The organism is Neobacillus muris, from assembly GCF_943193175.1.
GTDB lineage: Bacteria > Bacillota > Bacilli > Bacillales > Cytobacillaceae > Neobacillus > Neobacillus muris.
Genome location: NZ_CALPDF010000026.1, coordinates 40,299 through 61,546, shown reverse-complemented (window position 1 = coordinate 61,546; position 21,248 = coordinate 40,299). Strand labels below are relative to the sequence as shown.

Here is a 21,248-nt window from a genome sequence, read left to right as displayed (position 1 = left end):
CGGAAAGCGAGTGCCCGGAACGGAAATCAACAGGCCCATTTGCATGGACAATCAATAAATTTGGTATTTAGATTCTGAGATAATAAAAAATTGCCGAGAAAAATACCCTTTCTAGACAATCTGACGAGCAATTTAGCTCGTTTTTTTTGATTGGAGCAATAAAAATTATTTTTTCAAAAAGGGAAACCTTTCGTTCTCCCTATCGTATAAATGAACAAAAAGAAAGGGGATTTTCATGTTTAAAAAGATTCTTAAATCCATTATAGAAAGCAAGCTTCATCATAAACACAACCATTATTACGGATCTTCGAGTGATGCTTGGAAGAAACATAAGTCCCATAAGTACAATCATCTCGGACATCATCATTATAAAAAGAAGCATAAAAGCTCAAGCTTCATGTCAAGCTTCTTTAGCAGTTAATTATTTATGGTAAATCGGCTGCTTTTATTTGTTTGCCAGTTGCTTGATCAACCCTTTAGCAAGGGGGAAAGGATCAACGCCCGTTACCAAGTATTAACTCTTCTTGGCATAGGGGGCTACGGATATACGTATTTAGTAAATGATGTTCTGAGCAATCAAACAATGGTCTTAAAAGCATTGCGTCTTCATAAAAGAATAACGAAAGCCGGGAGAAAAGGATTTCAAATAGAACAACAGCTGCTAAACTCCATTTGCCATCCCGGTTTCCCTAAGTATTTTGGGGGAGGTACATATAAAAATATTCCCTATTATACGATGGAATTTGTTGATGGAAAGAATTTTGAACAGCTAATTTTTGACGACAGCTGGGAAATATCAGAGCTGGACACATTTTTAATTGCTTTTGATTTGATAGAGTTGATCGAGCATCTTCATCATCAAAACATTGTCCACAGAGATATACGGATTCCTAATGTGATATTAAGCGGCTCTCAAATACGGCTTATTGATTTAGGGCTGGCCAGGTATTTGAATCAAAAGGATAATGGAAAAAAGCAAAGCAGGGATTTAAGGAAACAAGTAAATTTCGAGGCGGATTTCTACGGATTGGGGCATTTTCTCTTGTTTTTGCTATATTCCAATTTTCAAAATCCAAATCACAAGCAAGAAAAATCATGGGAAGAAGAGTTAAATATCTGTGGTGAAGCTAAATACATCATCAGGCGGTTGTTGCAAATAAAACCTGCTTATCAGGATTGCGAACAGGTAAAAACGGATATTCAAAGGGTTATCCAATTATTAAGGGGGAAGAATAATGTCATTCTTTAACAAAGTTTTTGCAAGTGTGGGTATCGGAGCAGCCACAGTGGATACGAAATTAGAAAAGGATACGTATATGCCTGGAGAGACCGTCAAAGGAGTAGTGGCTATTAGAGGGGGGAAGGTAGACCAGCAAGTCGATGAAATTTATCTAAACCTTAATACTACCTACTTAAGAGAATCTGATGATCGAAAGTACTCAGTCAATGCAGTGATTGACAGTTTTAGGCTGACAACTCCGTTTTTAATCCGCGTTAATGAATCAAAAGATATTCCGTTTACGTTCGATCTGCCGTATGATACTCCTTTATCGATTGGACGCTCCAAGGTGTGGATATCAACAGGGCTTGAGATAAAAGGCGGGGCTGACCCGAGTGATAAAGATTATTTGAAAGTAATCCCTAATCCATTAATGTCCTCTGTATTTCATGCTATGGACAGCCTTGGATTCAGGCTGCGCGAGGCAGATTGCGAGGAGGTTCCCAGACGATTGCGCGGACGTCTGCCATTTGTCCAGGAATTTGAATTTGTACCGGTTTCCGGCCCATTTCGCGGACGGCTAGACGAGCTTGAAATCGTGTACTTCCCATCCGGAACAGGGACGCTTGACTTAATGGTACAGGTGGACCGCCGGGCACAGGGATTAGCCGGATTATTTTCTGAGGCATTGGGTGTGGATGAGACAAATGTACGAATGATGGTTTCCAATGCGGATATTCCTTATATGCAGCAAAAACTTCATAGCCTTATCCAACAATATTCCTAAAAGGAACATTATTTTTAGGTTTCGACAAAAATAGTGGAATTTCTATGAAGGATTCGACAGTGCTAATCTCCAATTATTAGAATAGACGATTAATTCTAATAATTGGAGGGTTTTTATGATCAAAGCGTTAACTAGAAAAAGCACGATTCAATATGATGTGACGATCTTTCAAACTCCAAAACTGCGCGAAAAGAAGGGGCATAAACAGGTATACCGGACGCTTGTCCCGGCGGCAAGCCGTGAACAATGCTTAAGGGAAACCTTCAGCCGATTTAATGTTACAGATAGAATCCCTGTTAATTATAAGGGACGGTTTCTCTCAACGGGAGATATTGTGCTGATAGACGAGGGGCGCAGCGGCCAGTATTATTACCAGCTGCAGCCTGGCGGCTGGGTCCCAATTAATCGGATTCTGCTTTTTTCCAATCATAAATGAATTAGAAACAAAGGAGTCTGCTGTCTTGGAAAATTAGACGAGCCAGACTCCTTTTTTATTTAGGTTAGCGTTTTCGCCCGCCGCTTGCTGAATATTCTTTTCCATGCGCTTCCTGTTCTGCAATAATCGCTTCAGGAGGCGTGTGATTATTTTTCTTAGGTGCATTGATTCTGCTTCGATGCTTTTTTCCCATTCTTTCCCCTCCTTAAACTTATTGTAGTCTGTGCTTTAAAGTGAATGCTCTTTAAATTTTCACAAATAGTGAATCGACTCCTGAACGGAAGAGTCTAAGAATAGAGTTCCACAATTTAAAAATATCATGTCATATTTGTTTTCGGGTTTTCCCGTAAAAATGTTTATGGTATAGTGGCTATGGTACAGACTAGTAAATGTACTTAAATTTATGGGGGGATTTTGAACATGAGTGTACATATTGGCGCAAAAGAAAATGAAATAGCGGAAACGGTCCTTCTTCCTGGAGACCCTCTTCGTGCTAAATATATTGCCGAAAACTTCTTAGAGGGAGCCTTCTGTTACAATGAAATTCGCAACATGTTTGGGTATACCGGTACGTATAAGGGAAAAAGAATTTCTGTTCAAGGTACAGGGATGGGCGTGCCTTCGATCTCGATTTATGTGAATGAATTAATCAACAGCTATAACGCCCAAACGCTCATTCGTGTTGGAACATGCGGTGCGATCCAAAAGGACGTCAGAGTTCGTGATGTCATATTGGCCATGACTAGTTCGACTGATTCTAATATAAACCGCTTGACTTTTGGCCATGTCGATTTTGCTCCTGCAGCTGACTTTGAATTACTTAAAAAAGCTTATGACGCCGGCGTTCAGAAGGGACTTAATTTAAAAGTTGGAAATGTGTTTACGGCAGATTCTTTTTATAATGATAATGCTGAACTCGAAAAGTGGGCTAAATACCAAATTCTTGCGGTAGAAATGGAGACGGCTGCCTTATATACATTAGCCGCTAAATTTGGCCGAAAAGCACTAACCGTTTTAACAGTCAGTGATCATATCATCACCGGTGAAGAAACAACTGCTGAGGAGCGGCAATCAACCTTTAACGATATGATTGAGGTGGCATTGGAAGCTGCTGTTAGCGAATCATAAACCTCTTCCGCTTGGAAGTGGTTTTTTACTTTCTGATGCCGTTAACTTTTCTTTGTTAATTTTATTAAAAAGATGTTATTCTAATCACTAAGGGTAAAGAAAAAGAGGCTTGTAATAAATTCGTGTTTGCTTTTACGTTTGCCCACATAATAGCAGCAGGCTCTAATCTTAATTTTTTGGTAAATGAAAGTGGTGAAGGCGTTGGAAGAAGAGAAAATGGAACAGGAAAAAACAAACCAGGAGCAAATGACAGAGGCAAAGTCAAATTATGTCAAATTTAAAAAATTCCACTTTATTATGCTTCTGTTTCTAATTGTATTTTTGTCAGCGGGAATTACGGCAGTTGCACTTTCGTTTGGGGATGAAAAGGTAGTAACGGTCAGTGGGGAACGCAGTGAATTTAAAAAATTATATCAGGCATTTGATACGCTCAATAAAGATTATTATGAGAAGGTCAACAAGCAAAAGCTGATAAACGGTGCAATAAATGGGATGGTTGAATCTTTGGATGATCCTTATTCGGACTATATGACCCAAGATGAGGCCAAGAGTTTCAACAGCAGCATTTCATCTTCATTTGAAGGCATTGGGGCTGAAATACAGGAAAAAGACGGCCATATCATGATTGTGTCTCCGATCAAAGGCTCTCCAGCTGAAAAAGCAGGATTAAAGCCGGATGATATCATTTTATCAGTTGATGGCAAGAGCCTTCAGGGAATGACTTCGACAGAGGCAGTAACAATCATTCGCGGCAAAAAGGGGACAAAGGTCGAATTATCCATTCAACGGGCAGGTACTGATGCGCCAATAACAGTCCCAATTGTTCGCGACGAAATCCCGATTGAGACTGTTTATGGTGAAATGGTAGAAGACGGAATTGCCAAGGTACAAATCACCAGCTTTTCAACGAATACGTCAAAAGAGCTAGTTAAGACTTTAAACACCCTTCAGAGCCAGGGGATGAAAGGTCTTGTTCTAGATTTAAGACAAAATCCGGGGGGATTATTGGATCAAGCGGTCAGTATCTCGAGTATGTTTGTTCCTAAAGGAAAGATCATTGTAAAAGAAGAAGACCGGAATGGTAAGATTAAGGAAATTGCTTCGGAAAATGATGGAAATCCCAACCTGCCATTGGTTGTTTTGATCGACAAGGGCAGTGCTAGTGCTTCAGAAATTCTTGCAGCAGCGGTAAGAGAATCAGCTGGCGTAAAGCTGGTAGGTGAAAAATCGTTTGGAAAAGGAACAGTCCAAACAGCATCTGATTTTTCCGACGGATCTAACCTAAAATTCACGATTGCCAAGTGGCTGACACCGAATGGAAACTGGATCCATAAGAAAGGGATTAATCCAGATGTAGAGGTTGCATTGCCAGAATATGCGACTCTATCGATTATTAATCCAGATAAGGAACTAACCCTTTCCAATTCCTCCACTGAGATCCAAACAGCCCAAAAAATGCTGAAAGCTCTTGGATATGACCCTGGCCGTGAGGATGGCTTCTTCGATGAAACAACGAAAGCTGCGGTCGTGGCATTTCAAACGGATAACGGTTTGCCGGCCGATGGGGTTCTAAAAGGTGATAGTACCATGAAATTAATGGAACTATTACGAGAAAAAATCCAAGCAAATGACACCCAGCTGCAAAAAGCTGTGGAAGTCTTGAAAGAGGAAATGAAATAATTCCTAGCTTGCTTATTTTGATTGATTGGCAAATATTAGTCCCGATTTCAAATGGAATCGGGACTTTTTTATCGGAAATGAATGCATGAATTTCTAATGTAAAGGTAAATCTTAAATTATTAATGTGTAAATGCCAAACAGGGGGAATGAGAATGAAGAAATTATCGTTAATACTTTTGCTTTTCTATTCCCTCTTAACTGTCCATTCCGTATCAGCAAAAACGGCGTCTCGTTTAAAGATTGAAATGCTTGATTGGAATGAGGTTGATCAAATACTGCCAAAGTACACTAAATTTACAGTGATGGACCTTGAAACAGGAAAAAAATTCAATGTCCAGCGGCGTGCAGGAAGTCATCATGCAGACGTTCAGCCATTGACTGCGGAAGACACAAAAACCATGAAAGAAATCTATGGGGGCAAATGGAGCTGGAAGCGCAGAGCAATCATTGCCATCTACAAGAAACAGCGGATTGCGGCTTCCATGCATGGCATGCCTCATGGAGCGGGCGCTCTCAAAAATAATTTTCCGGGCCACTTTTGTATATATTTTTATGGCAGTACTACACACCGGACGAACAAAATGGACCTTTCACATATGCTGATGATTTATAAAGCCTCAGGAAACTTGGACAAATATTTGGGACAGGCGAACCCTTACGAGGTAATTGAGGCTTATATTGCGGGCTTTAAGCAGCAGGATTCCCGTATTGTCTCAAAAGCATCATTGCAAGCCATTAATTGGAAACCTATTTTAAAAAAAGTGGATAACGCAAGAATTATTAGAATGGAATATCTCCCTCCTGAAGACTTGAAAAATGAAATTTATCTTGAAGTTCCGGTAGAAGTGGATTGGAATGTCATAAATAAAGGTCCGATGTCCTATAAAGGAATCATTCATTTGGTCAGGTTTTCACCGGCAGGATCGTGGAAAATAGATTCAGATTCATTTTTAGATGAAAATCATTTTCCATAGAAAAAAACACCTTTACTTTGGGAAGCCCCCTGTTTAAGTAAAGGTGTTTTTTCAAGAATCATGAGGATAACATTACATGGGCTGTTCGCCAAACTTCAGAAAGGTCCGTTCATCTTCAACCAGTCCGCAAGCACCGCATTGGATTCGATATTCCGGTCCATTGTATGGCAAATGAAAGGGTTCCAATTCATTCTCAGCATACTCTCGAATTATATCTCCTGTACGTGGGTCGAGTTTCACTGACTGTGATACTTGTTGAATAATATTAAAGCGGCTTCGATTGGTTTTGCAATTAGGGCATCTATACGGAGTAGACATAGTAAGCTCCTTTCATATAGTAGTAAAATGTATTTTTTGCAATAATGTGGCTAATTATGTAACAATGCAATTGAGGATAACTGACAACAACCAAGACTCAGATTGGAAAGATGAAAAAATAAAGCAAAGGATTGAGAAAAGTGAAAAAAGTATTTTTGGGGATGATGGCCGTATCTTTGATCTTCTTTTTTGCAGCCTGCAATAAGGAAAATGATCAAAAAAATGAGGTTCCCGACTTAGTAGAAGTAGAACTGACGATTACCCCTGAACAGGGTGAGGCAAACCAACCAGTCACAATGGAGGCGAAAGTGACGCAGGGAGGGGAAGCGGTTACCGATGCGGATGAAGTCGTATTTGAAATTTGGCGTTCAAAGGATGAAAACCATGAAAAAATAAAAGTGGAACATGCTGAAAATGGGATATATCGCCTGGAAAAATCGTTTCCACAGAATGGTACCTATTATATTATTTCCCATGTCACTGCCCGGGATATGCATACTATGCCGAAAAAAGAATTTATTATCGGTGAGCCGAGTGAACCAGAGGATCAAAACACAACGGATTCTATGGATGGAATGGATATGCAGGGGAAAGAAAAGTAACAGGGACTTATACAGAATGCTAAAGAGCCGGAATCTTCTTGTAAACAGTATGGCCGGTCTCTTTAGCATCATTCTTTCCTTGGTTTTAAGTTTACCCTGAGCTCATTGTCAAGCTTGTTTTGGATTAATTCATTAACCTTTTCATCAAATTCTTTTGAAAAATCACCTTCATAGCTTGTGCCAATATTTAATTTGCCGGTTAATTCTTTAATGCCTAATTGCCCAAAGTTATTGGCATAATCTAAATGTTCAATAATGATTTTTTCAACCGTTAAATGGTCAACATGAATCGAAGGGATGGGGTCCTGTTCTTTTGCCACTTGGCTTCCATTTTTCATTTCTTTCCCTTCGTTTACCTTTGATTCCAGTTCCGTAAGTTTTTTTTCCAGTTCGATCATTTTTGATGTGAGGGTGCTGTTCTTGGTGAAAATACGATACCACACTCGCATGTTACCCCTCTATTCTGCTGCTGGATAATTAAATTCGATGGGAATGGTTTCAACGTCATCCATTGAAAATGGCATTGCAATCAATAATATGCCGTTGCGAAGCGCCGATCTAACCTTTTTGACTTTAATCGGATAGGGTAGAGTGACTTCTTTTTTAAATGGGTGATGGGGCCGCTCTTTTAAATGATACCTATGCTTTTCCTTAAGGGTATTAAATTCGCCGGTGATGGTGAGCAATTGCTGTTGTACTGTAATTTGGAGAGAATCTTTGGAGATACCTGGGAGTTCAATCTCGGCAATCAAATCTTCATCGGTTTCATATAAGTCGCATTTCGGAATCATTTCAGACATTTTTGCTGGAGTTAAAGGTGTGCCTGCTTTCGGGGTGTCGAATATTTTATTCCAAAACGTCTCCGATTGAAACTGCTGGGCAGCCTCCATCCATTTTTTATATTTATCAAGCTCCATCATGTTCACTCCCCTTTAAACCCCCGTTAATTCATCATATTATCGGCAAAAAAAATCATGCAATAAAAATAGTGTTATAAGATTTCTGTCACGTCAATTTGGGAAAATTGCATATCCACATTCTTGGGGATTTTCACTTCAAGAATGCCATCCTTAAAATTGGCTGTAGCGCCTTTCTTTTTAACAATGGCAGGAAGTGTTATCGTGTGTTTGTCGCCTTCCTCGGGGATATGTTCGAGGATCAGTTGATTTGATGTATGATAAAGCTTTAGTTTTTTTATCCATGATTCATCTTTAATGAAGATCCGGACGAATACATAATCATGCGTTTCAAAAGCGGAAGAATGCAATTTTCCTGGATTGGTTGAAACTTGGTCCTGCTGGGAGGCGAAACCCTTAAACATATCCTGCGGGTTCATCATTCCCCCCATATTGGAGGGCAGCACTTTTCCGATGATGTCTTGAACGTATTTATCAATTTCTTCTGGCTTCATCTTCTGGAAAGTTTCCCTCATGTCTTTATTAAAGGGGAAAATGTTCCATGGGAACATAGTTTTTCATCCTTTCAGCTGTTAAAATTGATTTGATATTGGCGCAGATGGATTTAAAATCTGGTCTTGGTCGGTTACATCGACATCTGCATAACCATTTGCATGGCAAGAGGCTGCTGGTGATAAATCGCCAAATGCGGCGTTGGTTCCAACCAATTTGGTATTAGAAGTATGGGAGTTATGCACAATCGGTCCGAAATCAATATTCCCATTATTATTGATGGCATTATTTTTAAAATTAAAAATGTTAATTTGAAAAGGCATCTTTCTGTTTCAGTCCTTTTAGATGGGATTAGAAAAAACATTCGCAGGATTGGCGATATCTCCCATATCATTAAGATCCGGATCGATAAAAGTATTTTCCATGGCAGCTGTCGGCGGTGCAAAATCTCCAAAAGAAGAATTTTGTCCTTGTGATTTTGTATTGGCAGTATGAGCATTATGAAGTGCTTCACCGATGTTGACAGACCCGTTGTTAGATACGCTGTTAATTTTCAAGCTGAAAATGTTTATTACAGTCTGCATCCTGTCACATCCTTTTAGTTTGTTAACTTATACTATGCAAATAAATGCCCATAGGTTAATTAATTATAATAGGGAAGGCCAGTCAAGTGCCTGATAGGAAATGAAATGTTTGCATATAGTCTGGAAACTTTTTAACATAGTAACAAGGGTTGAAATCTATAATAGAGGGTGATGGCTAATGAATGATAAAACGGCGCTGGTAACAGGGGGAGCCTCTGGGCTCGGAAAAAGGACAGCCATATATCTAGCGGAACAAGGCTATCAGCTCGTGATTAATTATCGACATAGTGAATCCGAAGCGATTTCTTTGGCAGAGGAGATATCAAATCGATATGGAACCAAAAACATTGCGATCCGAGGGGATGTGGCGAATCAGGAGGATTGCATCCGCATTGTAAATGAGACCCTTTCTACATATGAAACCATTGATGTATTAATTCATAATGCTGGGCCCTACATACATGAACGCAAAGTGATGGCGGACTATTCCTTTGAAGAATGGAATTATCTGATCCAAGGGAATTTAAGTGCTGTATTTTATTTGTCCAAACTTGTCATTCCGGTGATGAGGCGGCAAAAATGGGGCCGGATTATCACCGTGGGCTATGACAGGGTAGAAACCGCGCCTGGCTGGGTGTACCGTTCGGCCTTTGCCGCTGCAAAAACAGGATTGCTGTCCCTTACACGGACCATAGCGATCGAAGAGGCAAAATTCGGAATTACAGCCAATATGGTTTGTCCGGGCGATATAACGGATGACTGGAAAGAAAAGGACATAAAAGAATCCTTAGAGGCCGCAAAAGATGATTCTTCTGTTCAGAGACAAGGGACTGGTGAAGATATTGCCCGTGTGATCGCGTTTTTGCTTGATGAGCGCTCCGATTTCATTACCGGCGGCGTGCTGCCTGTTACTGGAGGAGCAGATGTATTGGGAAAAGCTTTTAAAGGGTAATTTTGAATGGTTTGAAATTTTTGGAACTATTAGATATTCTTGTATGAGAGGGCTGCTTTCCGTTGATACTATGAAGTAAGCATAGAAGGAAAGGAGCAAAGAAAATGAGTTTTAACCTTAACCGGATTAATCCCAATCAAACCCAAGTATTATATCATGATGGCCGCTTTGAAACGCTGACGAATGAGGAATTAGATGAATTTTTGCTCCAAATGGGGATAAACGAGGTTAGGGAAACAGGTGATCAGAACCTGCTTGAATAAATGGCACTAATAGGGCTGTCCATTTAGGGGTCCGACTCCACGCCTGGACCAATATATAGAACGTTTTTTATTCACGTCTATATATTGCGGTGTGGTGTCTGACCCTTTGCTTTTGGACAGCCCCTTTTTTGGACAGGAACTTCAGCTTACGCTTCTAATCGTTGTGATGAAGTGCCATCTTGGGAGGTGCTCCATTGCAAATGCAAGGTATAAAGATCCTTTGGAATTTCATATAAATCATATATCTCTTCATTGGCATTTAATTGATCATAAAGAGATTTCCTTGTTTCGTTAGCCTTAATGACATACGGCAATTTTTCAGCGGCTTTGATCGACCGGATATTTTCTTTGCGGATTCTCATAAACACTGTTTCAATCCCAATTTCATAAAACAGCTCTTGGAAAAATGCCGCTTTCGCAGCTTGGTTATATCCTTTTCCATGATACGGTTTTCCAAGCCAAGTTCCCAAAAAGCCTGCATTTTCCTCAATATCAAATAAACTGATGGTGCCAATGGGTGTCCCCCACTCATCAAGAATCGTCCGGGAAATTAATTGTCCTTGTTCTTCTGCTTCAATTGTCTGCCTCGTAATAAAGAAAAATTCTTCATAGGAATAGGCTTTTTGACGCACAAAAGGGAAGACATCTGGATGCGTCATCAGTTCATACAATTCACGGCTGTCATAAAGATCACGTTTCTTAAGCATGAAAATCCCTCCAATTGGGGCATACCATTCCATACGAAGAGAAACGGCCCACCCACGAAATTTTTTTAAGTTGAAAAAAAATTTCGGGGTGGGAATCGAACCCACTAGAACCAGAAAAACTGGTGGCGCACCATTTGCCTTCCCTATTTTATTTTTGGATTCATCGGTATTACAGATCTGTAAACCTCCAAAGATTCGCTAAAATTGTAGTTACCTAAAGTATCATACAAGAAAAAAAGAAAAAAGAAAATAGTTTTTTTGTGTCATTTTTTCCAATGTCTTTTCCCATTTTTCTGCATTTTTCTACATTGTTTATTCGAAAAGGAAAATGGTCATAAATTGCCTTCCTGGACATGATACTGGCAAAAGTCATTTATTTTTAATGGATAGGATGATACCCTATAATTATCTATTATATCGAATAAAAGGAAGGACGAATAATATGGCAGAACAAGTCGGTCTAGTTTTAGAAGGAGGGGGAATGCGCGGAGTTTATACTGCCGGAATTCTGGAATTCTTCTTAGAGAATAACCTATTTTTTCCTTACGTAATTGGTGTTTCAGCAGGAGCATGTAATGCAGCATCGTATTTATCCAAACAAAAAGGGAGAAATAAAACGGTTACTATAGAATATGCCTCCGACCCCAGATATATATCGTGGAGAAACTATTTAAAAAACAGGCAGTTTTTTGGCATGGATTTTATATTTGACGAAATCCCAAATCAGCATGTTCCTTTTGATTATGATAGTTTTTATGACAGTCCTTGTGAGTTTGTAGTTGGAACGACTGACTGCCTTTCAGGAGAGCCGGTGTATTTCAAGAAGAAGGATTACAAAAGAGATTTGTTGGCAGTATTGCGAGCTTCGAGCTCACTTCCTTTTATTGCGCCAGAGGTTCAGTTTCAAAATAAAATCCTGCTTGACGGCGGCATCAGTGATCCGATCCCCATCAAACAAGCACAGAAGGATGGATATTTAAAAAATATTGTCATCTTAACTAGAAATGTGGATTATCGGAAAAAACCTTCCAAATTTCACTTCCTTGTCAAACGCAAATATAGTGAATACAAAGGGCTGCAAAAAGCTTTGCAGGAACGCTTCCAGACATATAATCAGACACTCTCCTATCTAGAGGAAGAAGAGAAAAAGGGACACGTACTGATTATTCGTCCAACAGAGCCGCTGAATGTAGGCAGGATGGAAAGAGACCCTGGCAAATTGGAAGACTTGTACAATCAAGGCTATAGGGATGCCCAGGCATTAAAAGACAGAATCGTAACCTATATTCATTCATAAAGGCTGTCCAAAAGGTAAGGAGGTCAGGCGCCACCCTGCAGAATATGTTCTATATATTGTGTTTAGGAGTGGAGCCGGACCCTTTAATGGACGGCCTCTTTTTATCCTGGAAAACTTCTATCATTTTTTGCACTTTAGGTTAATAGAGTAGTATAAGAGGAATTGATAAGGAGTTTTCTAGATGAAAATAAACGATTTTTACCGAGATGCAGCCAAAATCAGCCTAAATGACAGTATAGCCGCGTTAATTCCTTCCTTATTAATTATTGTGGGCAATATCGCCATTTTTAACAAGCCAGAAATGATGAAGCTTACGATTCCGTTCCTGCTTTATAGCTTATTCAGTTTTCAAATCTATCTCTATCGCATGAAACAATCAATCCAAATTAGCAGGAGTATCGAGAAAAATCAGAGTCATGAAACAATCTCCCGGTCCGTATTTGATGCCCGGCAGCTTTTAGTTTTATGCCAAAATAGCCAGACACCAAAGCTGCACCTCTATTTTCCAGATGGTATGTTAGCCGGTACGATAAAAAAACAGCACCAAAAGGGCTTAATGAAATGGAGATGGCCAAAAATTTATCGCTTTTACAATAATCAGGAAGAAACCATTGGATTATTTCAACTCCAAGGGAGCCGCATCAAAGTCTATGGCCAGAATATGAATTATCTTGGATCTTTCAGCAAGAATAAATTCCAGAAAAAAAGAAAGGGAGAGCTGCTGGATAGGGAGCATAAGTTGATTGGTACTGTTGAAGGTTCTTCCCTGTTTATGGATGAACAAGTGTTAAACGAAAATCACCGTGAAGTTGCAAGGCTTAGGCGCGGATGGATGCCCTTGGAGTGGAGCCCGATTTTTCCGGACGCTAATACCCCGGTTCTTTCAATCCAGGAAGATTTGCCTGAATCAGAAAAACTGCTCCAATTAGCTTTTCTGATTCAGGAATATTTTGTGGAAAGATAAGTTCTAATTGGTTTCCCAAATTCTTTTTGTTTGGTATCATAAATTTAACATTTAAAAAGGGTTCGGGGGTTATTTCGGTGAAATTAGACATCATCAAGGGACATGGTTCAGGAAATGATTTCTTCTTAGTGGATGAAATCACAACTGGATATACATTTACAGAGACAGAAAGGGCAGACCTCGCAAAACTAATCTGTAACCGGGAGACTGAGCTGGGGGCAGACGGGGTTTTATTTATCATGGAGAGCGGACACGCCGACGGAAAAATGCGTGTGTTTAATGCGGATGGGTCGGAAGCCTCGATGTGCGGAAACGGATTAAGATTGGCAGCGCGCTATATTTGTGAATTGAAAGGGCTTGACCATGCCGTTGTCGAGACCATGAAGGCTGACTTAAAGGTTAGCAAATATCAAGAGCTTTATCCGGACATCCATACCTACCAGGTAGAAATATCTCCGGTTTTGTTTGATCTGGGCGCATTGCCGTTAAATCTGCCGCAGCCTGTCCTGCTGAATGAACCAATTCATCAACTTTCAGAGACATTGAGGTTTACTGCTGTAGCAGTACCAAATCCGCATTTGATTACTCTTGTGGACAAGGCTATATTAAATAGTCATACACAAAAACGGCTGAGCGAAAAGGTTAACGGACCCAATCGATTGTTCCCGTACGGAGTGAATGTAAGCTTTGTGAAGGTACTTGAGCCTGGAGAAATTTACGTCAGAACTTTTGAACGCGGCGTTGGCTTTACGAATGCTTGCGGAACCGCCATGTCGGCTTCTTCACTTGTAACCTGTCTTCAGGGATTAAACAGGTTTGAATCGGCCATCGATGTTTATAACAATGGCGGTAAAGTCAAATGTATTGTCCATCAGCAGGGCGAAGATTATTCCATCGACTTAATTGGAAATGCGACCTATCTATACAATGCCAGCATCACTGCCGATTTAGTTAAGGGTACCTTTACGGTTTCGGCCAAAACAGGGCTGGCTGAACAAGGTTCCTATCAGAAACTGCAATTAGAAGTACAGGAATATTTGGATGAATATTTAAAAGGATAAGGCTGGCCTTATCCTTTTTTGGATGCTTGGTTTTTTAAAATGTCCAAGACAGGTGCAAAAGGCTGGAGGGTCTTGGCTTGAAAATAATTTTTAAACGGGTCGCCCTGTTTAATCCTCCGCAAGGCAGTTTTTAAGGTGAACTTCCTTGGCTCCAGCTTCTCGTTTACTTCCTCCCAAAAAAGGGGAGTGGCAACACCTGCATGCTCATTTCCCCTCATCGAATATGGAGCAACAATTGTTTTTCCTACTCCATGCTGAACATAATCAACATACAGCCTGTTTCCCCGATTCTTTTTCATTCTTTCAATGGTAAAGGAACCAGGGTCCTTAGAGATTAGGTATTCAGCAATAAAGCTTGTAAATAGTCTCGTATCGTCATAAGAAAATTGTCCTTCCGGGAGCGGCAGGTAAATTTGCAACCCCTTATTTCCGGATGTTTTAATAAATCCAATCAAATTTAGCTGGTCGAGCACTTCTTTAATCAACAGAGCAGCTTTGACTGCCAAGGGAAAGGCATCAATCGAAGGGGGATCCAAATCAAAGACAATTTCACTGGCTCCGTGGCTGTAAATCGTATGAAACGGAACATGAAATTCAATCGCCAATTGATTTCCAAGCCAAATCAGTGTTTTCAGGTTATTGCATATAATATAGTTGATATCCTCCATTGCATAAGTATGGACAAATTCTGGGGCATAGTCGGGACAGTTTTTTTGATAAAAGGCTTCCCCAAACATACCATGGGGATAGCGGATGACGGTTAACGGCCGATCCTTTAAAAAGGGCAGCATATAGGGAGATACTTCTCGCAAATACAATATGTAATCCGCTTTTCGGATGTCCTGATTTTCCCAAAGAGGCTTATCCGGATGGGTAATTTCTAATTCTTCTGGCAAATTCTTCTGCTGGAAAATAAACTGTTCATACGTGCAATCGGCCGGCTTGAGATCCAAGCGAAACTGATGGAAATGCGGTTCCCGCAGCTGGTTTTCGTACAATTCAAGATATTTTACTTCGAGACAGATTGCTGGTTCGACATAAATAAATTGTTGATCCTCACTGATTTTGTTTTGTTTGACGATCTGCCCTAGTGCCTGCTTTTCATCCGGTTTAAATCCAAAAAGTACTTGACCGATATTGGCCACTTGTTTATCTTGATAAACCCCAATATAAAAATACCCGTTCGTTTTATCGAATGAAGTGACAAAGCAGCTCACATATTTCCAATTTTTGTATTTCAACCAATTTGTTGACCGTTTTCCTTCCTCCCATAGGCTGGTTATATTTTTTGCGACAATTCCTTCGCCGTCATAGAGAACAATTTTTTCCCACAATTCATCAAATTTGTCATAGGGGAGAACCGGCTGAAGCAGCTGGCTGCTGGATGGATCAGCTGTTGTTTCAAGTTCCAGGGATTCGAAGAAATCAATCAGTAATTCTTTCCGCTTTTGAAGGGGCAAAGAGCTTAGCGATTTCCCTCTAATGGCAAGCACATCAAAAGCCATAAACCGGCAGGGAGAAACCTCAGCCAGCTCCGCAATTCTATTTTTCGCTTTTAATCGGCCGCGAATCTGAAGGCTTGAGAAATCTGCTTTGTATGGGTTTTCGAGTGAAACCAGTTCGCCATCCAGCTGTAAGGGCAGGAAAGGCATAAATTTTTCCTCCAGCTTTAATAAAAAGCCGCTTATTTCTGGAAATTGCTCTAGCAATGGCTTTTCATTTCGACTGATTAGACCTATCCCATTTTCATCCCATTTTAATAAGGCTCGAAATCCATCATATTTCACTTCATACACCCATCCCTTCTTAATTGGGCGGTCAAACGTCAGGGTTGGCAGCATTGGTTTCATTGATATTTCCCCTTTTTATTTTTATTTTGGCTTATTCCATTACAATCATCCATTTTCCAGCAGTTCGTAGGAATGACTTCATCTGCCAAGCACAAAATAAAACAAAAAGATGGGAGACCTTAATTATGCATACCATGTGGAAGGGCAGTATCAGCTTTGGCCTGGTCAATATCCCAATCAAGCTCCATACTGCTACAGAAGACAAGGATATCAAGCTACGGACCCTGCACAATAAATGTCATTCCCCAATTAAATATGAAAAGGTCTGTACTGTTTGTGAAGAGGAAGTAAAGCCAGAGGACATTGTAAAAGCATATGAGTATACAAAAGGCAAATTTGTGGTGCTGGATGAAGAGGAGTTAGAGAAGCTGCGGAAGGAAAACGAAGATAAAGCAGTCGAAATTATTGATTTTGTCAAAATGGAAGAAATTGATCCGATTTATTTTGACCGCAGCTATTACATGTCTCCAAATGAGGGGGGAGGCAAGGCATATTCTTTATTGCGGAAAGCCCTCCAGGAATCGCAAATAGTGGGACTGGCCAAAATCGTGATCAGGTCCAAAGAACAGCTTGCGGTCATTCGCGTATATGAAAATATATTAGTGATGGAAACGATCCATTATCCAGATGAAGTGAGAAATGCAAGCGATGTGCCAAATGTTCCTGGTGAGGATAAAGTGACAGAGAAAGAGCTGGACACAGCCATTCTGCTAATTGACCAATTGACGTCAGAATTTCAGCCAGAAAAGTATACGGATGAATACCGTACTGCATTGCTTGAGTTGATTGAATCAAAAAGGCAAGGGCAAGAAATCGTTACTGCTTCAGCAAAAGATACACCTGCAAATGTGACTGATTTAATGGCTGCCCTTCAGGCATCCATAGACCGGACAAAACCGGGGAAAGCAGCAGGAGATATTCGCGCTAAAGCAACATCTGCAGCAGGTACGGAACGTCCTAAAGCTGCTCCAAGAAAAAAAGCTCCTGCAAAGGTCAAAAAACAGGCTTAGGATTCCTGGATTGACAAAAGGTAAAATATAGGATATGATTAAAGTAAGCTTTTTTAGATCGTTCAATATATTTAAAGATTAGCCGCCGTGCTGCACGATTGTGGGGATGTCTAATAGCCACCGTGGAGTACGGCATTTTATCTTAGAAAAAGGTGATGCTTTAATTGTGGCATCACTTTTTTAGTTACTGTGTGGCATAAATCCTAAAGGGGGCAATAATTTTGACTTTTGGCAGGAGAAATACGGAGGAAATTAAATTAGAGGAAACGAAGGTTTGGGTATGCACTTCACCAGTGTGCAAGTGCTGGATTCGGGATAACTTCAAAAGCAGTGCAGAACCTCTATGTCCGATTTGCAATAGTGAAATGACAGTGGCCACCAAAGAATTGCAGGCTATCAGCAACCATAATAACAAAGCCTATTAACCATGAAAAAAAGCAGGGTGAAACCTGCTTTTTTACTCTTCTAAATGATCTTTGCAATAATCAAAGACAAGCCTTTCTTCGTCTTCCTCAAGTTCAAAGTCTAGCACCTCTTCTGTCTCTTCCTCATAGAAATGATAATTAGAAATTTTCATCTCTCCGTTATCAGCAACGAACAGTACTCTCAAGCCAACTCCTTTTTCAGAATAAAGTTCATCCTCTTCATCCACTTTAAGGTTTAAGAAAAATTCATAGCGGTCACCAGAAAGCATTCCAAATGGATCTACCAGTTTTTCAACTGTATGCCCAGTAATGTTCAACAAAATCATCCTTTACTATTTTTTCGTTTTTATTATACACATCTTTCTTCTGTAAATAAAAATGCTAGCTTTCAAAATGAAATTATTGCAATTTTGTAACAAGAGATTTGAAAGATATGTGAAATGTTGCACATGCTTGCTCAATGAATAGAAGCGATACGATAAGATGAAAAAGAGCAAAAAGAAAATAGTATTAGAGGTAGACATATGACCACTACTGGAGAAGTATTTGATTTTGATTTGATGCCCTTTTTACAATCAAGGAGAAATGTTTATCAGCTAATTTATTTACTGTTTATGGAGCCAAAGGCAGATCAGTTTCTCTACGATTTAGGAAAAGGCATTAATTTTAAAGAACTGGAGGAATTTCAAAAAGAAATTGGAAAAACCCTAGAGCAATTTTTCAATCAAATTTCTGACGAACAAATCCTTAAACAGAAGGAAGAATTTCACCGTTTGTTTATCGGCCCTGGCCAACTGGCTGCACCACCATGGGAATCTTACTACCGGAGCAAGGACCACCTTCTATTTGAAGAATGCATGTTTCAAATAAGAGACCTGTATTATCAATTCGGACTCCAAAACATAAAGGAGAATAAGGAACCCGATGATCATCTATTACTGGAATTGGAATTTATGATATTTCTTTCAGAACAATCCTTGCAGCAAATTGATTTGGAGGAACTTAAACGATTCATTTCAACCCAGATTGAATTTCTTCAGAACCACCTATTAACTTGGATTCCTCCATTTTGTGAGCGAATTTTCGAAAACACAACCAGCTCCTTATATTTAGGAGCGGCTATGCTGCTAGAAGATTTTTGCTGGTGTGATTTAGAGGCACTTATTGATGCTAGGGAGGCATTATGATATGTCTGAACAGAATCCGTTAAAAAATTTATTAACCAATAAAATGCAGCGAAGGACATTTTTAAAATGGTCTGGCGCCATTGGACTGCCAGTGGTAGCCGGAGGGATTGGCACAAAAATGCTCGTGGAACGGAAGCAGGATGAAAAACCAGCAAGTGCAAAGGAAACAGAGCAAATTGTCTCTACCTGCAGTATCACAAACTGTGGCGGGAGATGTGTAATTAAAGCGCATGTAAAAGATGGGAAAGTGGTGCGGGTCAGTACAGACACACAAAAGGGCGGCGACCTATCCACACCTCCGCTTAGAGCGTGTGTAAGAGGACAAAACTATAGAAAGATGCTATATGACCCAGAACGCTTAAAATACCCGATGAAACGAGTTGGCAAGCGGGGAGAGGGGAAATTTGAACGAATCACTTGGGGAGAGGCCATTGATACGATTGCTTCTGAAATCAAACGGATTGGTGATACGTACGGTCCTGAATCCAGATATGTAAACTATGCAACCGGCCAAAGCAGCGGGCTTCATGGCGGACGGAACTCAGCGAGGAAATTGCTGTCGCTGACCGGAGGATATCTTGAATACCGGGGTGACTATAGTGTTGGGGCAGGATCTGTAGCAACACCTTACACGTATGGGACCAATCTTACAGGCAGCAGCTTTGATTCACTGCTGCATTCCAAATACATTATTCTTTGGGGACAAAATCCATCCGAAATGATTTTTTCAACACCCTATCGAGAGTACTTGGTCCAAGCAAAGAATAATGGGGCGAAAATTGTCGTCATTGACCCGCGCTATAGTGATACAGCTGTTGCTTTTGCAGATGAATGGATCCCGATTCTTCCGACAACCGATAACGCCTTAATGGATGCCATGGGTTATGTGATCGTGACTGAACAATTGCACGATCAGGCTTTTTTGGATAAATACTGTATTGGCTTCGATGAGGACCATATGCCAGAGGGTGTTTCTAAAAATGAATCTTTGAAAAGTTATTTATTGGGCATGCAGGATGGAATCCCTAGAACACCGGAATGGGCTGAAAAAATCTGCCGTGTCCCGGCCAATAAAATCAGGCAGTTAGCGAGAGAATATGCCACTAGTAAGCCGGGGGCATTAATTCAAGGCTGGGCAGCCCAGCGCCAGGCCTACGGCGAACAATTTATGCGCGGCGGGGCACAGCTTGCCTGTTTGACAGGAAATGTCGGCAAGCTTGGCACGTGGGCCGCTGGAACAGGCAGCTGGAGCCGTTCCAACATGATTCGTCCGTTTACATACGAAAATCCTGTCAAAACGTCCATTCCATGCTTCCTTTGGACGATGGCAGTGGAAAAAGGAACGGAAATGACTGCTGCTGACGGTTTGCAGGGGGCAGAAAAGTTAAATTCCAATATCAAAATGATTGTGAATTTGGCGGGGAATATGCTGATTAACCAGCATGCTGACATAAATAAAACGAGTAAACTTCTTGAAGATGAATCGAAAGTAGAATTTATTCTGGCAAGTGATATTTTTATGACTCCAAGCGCAAAGTTTGCTGATATCCTGCTCCCAGGGACAACTTTTTTTGAACGGCATGATATTGGCTTCCCTTGGGGCGGCGGCGACTATGTGATTTTAGGGAATAAAGCCATTGAGCCGTTATATGAGTGCCGCGATGAATACGATGTGTTTGCCGATGTGGCGGAAAAGCTTGGTTTAAAAGAACAATTCACCGAGGGGAAAACCACTCTGGACATCGTAAAAGAAAGTATCAAAAGAACAAAGCAGGAAATCGATCCTAAATTTCCTGATTATGAAGAATTTAAGAAGAAGGGCGTATACCATTTTAAATATGATGAGCCGCTGGTAGGATTTAAAGAACAGATTGATGATCCGGCAAATCATCCCTTTCAAACCCCTTCCGGAAAAATTGAATTGTTCTCAAAGGCATTATGGGACATGAATCAGCATGATGAAATCCCTGCAATTGCGAAATATATTCCTTCTTGGGAAGGACCGGAAGACCCGCTTATTGGCCAATATCCGCTGCAATTAACGAGCTGGCACTATAAGCGAAGATGCCATTCCACTTATGACAATCAGGAATGGCTGGAGGAAGCTGGAAAACAGGAAATGTGGATGAACCCAAAAGATGCAGAAAAACGCGGCATCCAAAATGGCGACAGGGTTCAAGTATTTAATGACCGCGGGCTGCTCGTTATTGATGTAAAAGTAACTCCCAGAATCACTCCAGGGGTTTGCGCGATACCTCAAGGAGGTTGGTATACCCCTGATAAAACGGGGATTGATCAACGGGGGGCAGTGAATGTGTTGACCTCTCAGCGCCCTACACCTCTAGCCAAGGCGAATCCGCAGCTAACCAATCTTGTTGAAGTAAAAAAGGCATAG

Annotated in this window: 26 protein-coding genes; 16 read left to right on the top strand and 10 right to left on the bottom strand. The window is 40.6% G+C overall.

Going from position 1 to position 21,248, the window contains the following annotated elements; genetic code table 11:
* The first annotated feature begins 427 nt into the window (after nt 1-427).
* The 3 genes from NFS43_RS16185 (at nt 428) to NFS43_RS16175 (ending at nt 2,442) form a co-directional block, all read left to right on the top strand.
* Nucleotides 428-1,249, top strand: coding sequence for a serine/threonine protein kinase (locus tag NFS43_RS16185; protein WP_251553783.1), 822 nt, complete (start codon nt 428-430; stop codon nt 1,247-1,249).
* Nucleotides 1,236-2,006, top strand: coding sequence for a sporulation protein (locus NFS43_RS16180; RefSeq protein ID WP_251553782.1), 771 nt, complete (start codon nt 1,236-1,238; stop codon nt 2,004-2,006). The genes NFS43_RS16185 and NFS43_RS16180 overlap by 14 nt, the downstream gene beginning before the upstream one ends.
* Before the next feature lie 115 nt (nt 2,007-2,121).
* Nucleotides 2,122-2,442, top strand: coding sequence for a YodL domain-containing protein (locus NFS43_RS16175; protein WP_251553781.1), 321 nt, complete (start codon nt 2,122-2,124; stop codon nt 2,440-2,442).
* Between the two features lie 64 nt (nt 2,443-2,506).
* On the opposite strand, the gene NFS43_RS24425 is transcribed toward NFS43_RS16175, so the two are convergent.
* Complete coding sequence (locus tag NFS43_RS24425) at nt 2,507-2,635, bottom strand: hypothetical protein (RefSeq protein ID WP_277613958.1); 129 nt, start codon at nt 2,633-2,635, stop codon at nt 2,507-2,509.
* Nucleotides 2,636-2,862: 227 nt separating this feature from the next.
* On the opposite strand from NFS43_RS24425, the gene deoD reads away from it, so the two are divergent.
* From deoD to NFS43_RS16160, 3 genes are all read left to right on the top strand, one after another.
* On the top strand, nt 2,863-3,570 hold the full coding sequence (gene deoD / locus NFS43_RS16170) for a purine-nucleoside phosphorylase (RefSeq protein WP_251553780.1): 708 nt from the start codon (nt 2,863-2,865) through the stop codon (nt 3,568-3,570).
* 216 nt (nt 3,571-3,786) lie between these two features.
* Nucleotides 3,787-5,250, top strand: a complete 1,464-nt coding sequence (locus tag NFS43_RS16165; RefSeq protein WP_420910338.1) for a lmo1851 family serine protease — start codon at nt 3,787-3,789, stop codon at nt 5,248-5,250.
* A gap of 152 nt (nt 5,251-5,402) precedes the next feature.
* Nucleotides 5,403-6,224 (top strand): hypothetical protein, encoded by an 822-nt coding sequence (locus NFS43_RS16160; RefSeq protein WP_251553779.1) that lies wholly within the window; start codon nt 5,403-5,405, stop codon nt 6,222-6,224.
* A 72-nt stretch (nt 6,225-6,296) separates the two neighbouring features.
* On the opposite strand, the gene NFS43_RS16155 is transcribed toward NFS43_RS16160, so the two are convergent.
* Nucleotides 6,297-6,542 (bottom strand): DNA alkylation repair protein, encoded by a 246-nt coding sequence (locus NFS43_RS16155; protein ID WP_251553778.1) that lies wholly within the window; start codon nt 6,540-6,542, stop codon nt 6,297-6,299.
* Nucleotides 6,543-6,682: 140 nt separating this feature from the next.
* Between NFS43_RS16155 and NFS43_RS16150 the strand changes: the two genes are divergently transcribed.
* Nucleotides 6,683-7,144, top strand: coding sequence for a FixH family protein (locus NFS43_RS16150; RefSeq protein WP_251553777.1), 462 nt, complete (start codon nt 6,683-6,685; stop codon nt 7,142-7,144).
* 68 nt (nt 7,145-7,212) lie between these two features.
* Here NFS43_RS16150 and NFS43_RS16145 read toward each other — a convergent pair whose 3' ends face one another.
* The 5 genes from NFS43_RS16145 to NFS43_RS16125 all read right to left on the bottom strand — a co-directional run bounded on the left by NFS43_RS16145 (nt 7,213) and on the right by NFS43_RS16125 (nt 9,137).
* Nucleotides 7,213-7,587 carry a hypothetical protein gene (locus NFS43_RS16145; protein ID WP_251553776.1) on the bottom strand — a complete coding sequence of 125 codons (375 nt, stop codon included), beginning with the start codon at nt 7,585-7,587 and terminating at the stop codon, nt 7,213-7,215.
* Nucleotides 7,588-7,602: 15 nt separating this feature from the next.
* The gene (locus NFS43_RS16140; RefSeq protein WP_251553775.1) at nt 7,603-8,061 is read right to left on the bottom strand and encodes an Hsp20/alpha crystallin family protein; all 459 of its coding nucleotides are present in this window, start codon (nt 8,059-8,061) and stop codon (nt 7,603-7,605) included.
* 74 nt (nt 8,062-8,135) lie between these two features.
* Nucleotides 8,136-8,555: an Hsp20/alpha crystallin family protein gene (locus NFS43_RS16135; protein WP_338150615.1), complete on the bottom strand. Its 420-nt coding sequence runs from the start codon at nt 8,553-8,555 to the stop codon at nt 8,136-8,138.
* Between the two features lie 78 nt (nt 8,556-8,633).
* Nucleotides 8,634-8,876 carry a spore germination protein gene (locus tag NFS43_RS16130; RefSeq protein WP_251553773.1) on the bottom strand — a complete coding sequence of 81 codons (243 nt, stop codon included), beginning with the start codon at nt 8,874-8,876 and terminating at the stop codon, nt 8,634-8,636.
* 18 nt (nt 8,877-8,894) lie between these two features.
* On the bottom strand, nt 8,895-9,137 hold the full coding sequence (locus NFS43_RS16125) for a spore germination protein (protein ID WP_251553772.1): 243 nt from the start codon (nt 9,135-9,137) through the stop codon (nt 8,895-8,897).
* Nucleotides 9,138-9,315: 178 nt separating this feature from the next.
* On the opposite strand from NFS43_RS16125, the gene NFS43_RS16120 reads away from it, so the two are divergent.
* Nucleotides 9,316-10,089 (top strand): SDR family oxidoreductase, encoded by a 774-nt coding sequence (locus tag NFS43_RS16120; protein ID WP_251553771.1) that lies wholly within the window; start codon nt 9,316-9,318, stop codon nt 10,087-10,089.
* Between the two features lie 104 nt (nt 10,090-10,193).
* Complete coding sequence (locus NFS43_RS16115) at nt 10,194-10,352, top strand: hypothetical protein (RefSeq protein WP_251553770.1); 159 nt, start codon at nt 10,194-10,196, stop codon at nt 10,350-10,352.
* 146 nt (nt 10,353-10,498) lie between these two features.
* Here NFS43_RS16115 and NFS43_RS16110 read toward each other — a convergent pair whose 3' ends face one another.
* Complete coding sequence (locus NFS43_RS16110; RefSeq protein ID WP_251553769.1) at nt 10,499-11,059, bottom strand: GNAT family N-acetyltransferase; 561 nt, start codon at nt 11,057-11,059, stop codon at nt 10,499-10,501.
* A gap of 442 nt (nt 11,060-11,501) precedes the next feature.
* Here NFS43_RS16110 and NFS43_RS16105 point away from each other — a divergent pair, with 442 nt between their 5' ends.
* From NFS43_RS16105 to dapF, 3 genes are all read left to right on the top strand, one after another.
* On the top strand, nt 11,502-12,356 hold the full coding sequence (locus tag NFS43_RS16105; RefSeq protein WP_251553768.1) for a patatin-like phospholipase family protein: 855 nt from the start codon (nt 11,502-11,504) through the stop codon (nt 12,354-12,356).
* 181 nt (nt 12,357-12,537) lie between these two features.
* Nucleotides 12,538-13,320, top strand: coding sequence for a hypothetical protein (locus tag NFS43_RS16100; RefSeq protein ID WP_251553767.1), 783 nt, complete (start codon nt 12,538-12,540; stop codon nt 13,318-13,320).
* Nucleotides 13,321-13,397: 77 nt separating this feature from the next.
* Nucleotides 13,398-14,381 carry a diaminopimelate epimerase gene (gene dapF, locus NFS43_RS16095; protein WP_251553766.1) on the top strand — a complete coding sequence of 328 codons (984 nt, stop codon included), beginning with the start codon at nt 13,398-13,400 and terminating at the stop codon, nt 14,379-14,381.
* Between the two features lie 8 nt (nt 14,382-14,389).
* Here the strand turns inward: dapF and NFS43_RS16090 are convergent, their stop codons facing one another.
* Nucleotides 14,390-16,231, bottom strand: a complete 1,842-nt coding sequence (locus NFS43_RS16090; RefSeq protein WP_251553765.1) for a DNA ligase D — start codon at nt 16,229-16,231, stop codon at nt 14,390-14,392.
* Nucleotides 16,232-16,356: 125 nt separating this feature from the next.
* On the opposite strand from NFS43_RS16090, the gene ku reads away from it, so the two are divergent.
* Both ku and NFS43_RS16080 read left to right on the top strand, forming a co-directional pair.
* The gene (gene ku / locus NFS43_RS16085; RefSeq protein ID WP_251553764.1) at nt 16,357-17,241 is read left to right on the top strand and encodes a non-homologous end joining protein Ku; all 885 of its coding nucleotides are present in this window, start codon (nt 16,357-16,359) and stop codon (nt 17,239-17,241) included.
* Nucleotides 17,242-17,462: 221 nt separating this feature from the next.
* The gene (locus NFS43_RS16080) at nt 17,463-17,666 is read left to right on the top strand and encodes a cold-shock protein (protein ID WP_251553762.1); all 204 of its coding nucleotides are present in this window, start codon (nt 17,463-17,465) and stop codon (nt 17,664-17,666) included.
* A gap of 32 nt (nt 17,667-17,698) precedes the next feature.
* On the opposite strand, the gene NFS43_RS16075 is transcribed toward NFS43_RS16080, so the two are convergent.
* Nucleotides 17,699-17,992 carry a DUF6509 family protein gene (locus NFS43_RS16075; RefSeq protein WP_338150614.1) on the bottom strand — a complete coding sequence of 98 codons (294 nt, stop codon included), beginning with the start codon at nt 17,990-17,992 and terminating at the stop codon, nt 17,699-17,701.
* Nucleotides 17,993-18,190: 198 nt separating this feature from the next.
* Between NFS43_RS16075 and NFS43_RS16070 the strand changes: the two genes are divergently transcribed.
* Both NFS43_RS16070 and NFS43_RS16065 read left to right on the top strand, forming a co-directional pair.
* Complete coding sequence (locus tag NFS43_RS16070) at nt 18,191-18,853, top strand: TorD/DmsD family molecular chaperone (RefSeq protein ID WP_251553760.1); 663 nt, start codon at nt 18,191-18,193, stop codon at nt 18,851-18,853.
* A 1-nt stretch (nt 18,854) separates the two neighbouring features.
* Nucleotides 18,855-21,248, top strand: a complete 2,394-nt coding sequence (locus NFS43_RS16065; RefSeq protein ID WP_251553759.1) for a DMSO/selenate family reductase complex A subunit — start codon at nt 18,855-18,857, stop codon at nt 21,246-21,248.

What these genes read in the sequence shown, in the direction of transcription:
- NFS43_RS16185 (WP_251553783.1), top strand. Translation starts at nt 428, where the DNA reads ATGGTAAATCGGCTGCTTTTATTTGTTTGCCAGTTGCTTGATCAACCC.
- NFS43_RS16180 (WP_251553782.1), top strand. Translation starts at nt 1,236, where the DNA reads ATGTCATTCTTTAACAAAGTTTTTGCAAGTGTGGGTATCGGAGCAGCC.
- NFS43_RS16175 (WP_251553781.1), top strand. Translation starts at nt 2,122, where the DNA reads ATGATCAAAGCGTTAACTAGAAAAAGCACGATTCAATATGATGTGACG.
- NFS43_RS24425 (WP_277613958.1), bottom strand. Translation starts at nt 2,635, where the DNA reads ATGGGAAAAAAGCATCGAAGCAGAATCAATGCACCTAAGAAAAATAAT.
- deoD (WP_251553780.1), top strand. Translation starts at nt 2,863, where the DNA reads ATGAGTGTACATATTGGCGCAAAAGAAAATGAAATAGCGGAAACGGTC.
- NFS43_RS16165 (WP_420910338.1), top strand. Translation starts at nt 3,787, where the DNA reads ATGGAACAGGAAAAAACAAACCAGGAGCAAATGACAGAGGCAAAGTCA.
- NFS43_RS16160 (WP_251553779.1), top strand. Translation starts at nt 5,403, where the DNA reads ATGAAGAAATTATCGTTAATACTTTTGCTTTTCTATTCCCTCTTAACT.
- NFS43_RS16155 (WP_251553778.1), bottom strand. Translation starts at nt 6,542, where the DNA reads ATGTCTACTCCGTATAGATGCCCTAATTGCAAAACCAATCGAAGCCGC.
- NFS43_RS16140 (WP_251553775.1), bottom strand. Translation starts at nt 8,061, where the DNA reads ATGGAGCTTGATAAATATAAAAAATGGATGGAGGCTGCCCAGCAGTTT.
- NFS43_RS16135 (WP_338150615.1), bottom strand. Translation starts at nt 8,555, where the DNA reads ATGAAGCCAGAAGAAATTGATAAATACGTTCAAGACATCATCGGAAAA.
- NFS43_RS16130 (WP_251553773.1), bottom strand. Translation starts at nt 8,876, where the DNA reads ATGCCTTTTCAAATTAACATTTTTAATTTTAAAAATAATGCCATCAAT.
- NFS43_RS16125 (WP_251553772.1), bottom strand. Translation starts at nt 9,137, where the DNA reads ATGCAGACTGTAATAAACATTTTCAGCTTGAAAATTAACAGCGTATCT.
- NFS43_RS16120 (WP_251553771.1), top strand. Translation starts at nt 9,316, where the DNA reads ATGAATGATAAAACGGCGCTGGTAACAGGGGGAGCCTCTGGGCTCGGA.
- NFS43_RS16115 (WP_251553770.1), top strand. Translation starts at nt 10,194, where the DNA reads ATGAGTTTTAACCTTAACCGGATTAATCCCAATCAAACCCAAGTATTA.
- NFS43_RS16110 (WP_251553769.1), bottom strand. Translation starts at nt 11,059, where the DNA reads ATGCTTAAGAAACGTGATCTTTATGACAGCCGTGAATTGTATGAACTG.
- NFS43_RS16105 (WP_251553768.1), top strand. Translation starts at nt 11,502, where the DNA reads ATGGCAGAACAAGTCGGTCTAGTTTTAGAAGGAGGGGGAATGCGCGGA.
- NFS43_RS16100 (WP_251553767.1), top strand. Translation starts at nt 12,538, where the DNA reads ATGAAAATAAACGATTTTTACCGAGATGCAGCCAAAATCAGCCTAAAT.
- NFS43_RS16090 (WP_251553765.1), bottom strand. Translation starts at nt 16,231, where the DNA reads ATGAAACCAATGCTGCCAACCCTGACGTTTGACCGCCCAATTAAGAAG.
- ku (WP_251553764.1), top strand. Translation starts at nt 16,357, where the DNA reads ATGCATACCATGTGGAAGGGCAGTATCAGCTTTGGCCTGGTCAATATC.
- NFS43_RS16075 (WP_338150614.1), bottom strand. Translation starts at nt 17,992, where the DNA reads ATGATTTTGTTGAACATTACTGGGCATACAGTTGAAAAACTGGTAGAT.
- NFS43_RS16070 (WP_251553760.1), top strand. Translation starts at nt 18,191, where the DNA reads ATGACCACTACTGGAGAAGTATTTGATTTTGATTTGATGCCCTTTTTA.
- NFS43_RS16065 (WP_251553759.1), top strand. Translation starts at nt 18,855, where the DNA reads ATGTCTGAACAGAATCCGTTAAAAAATTTATTAACCAATAAAATGCAG.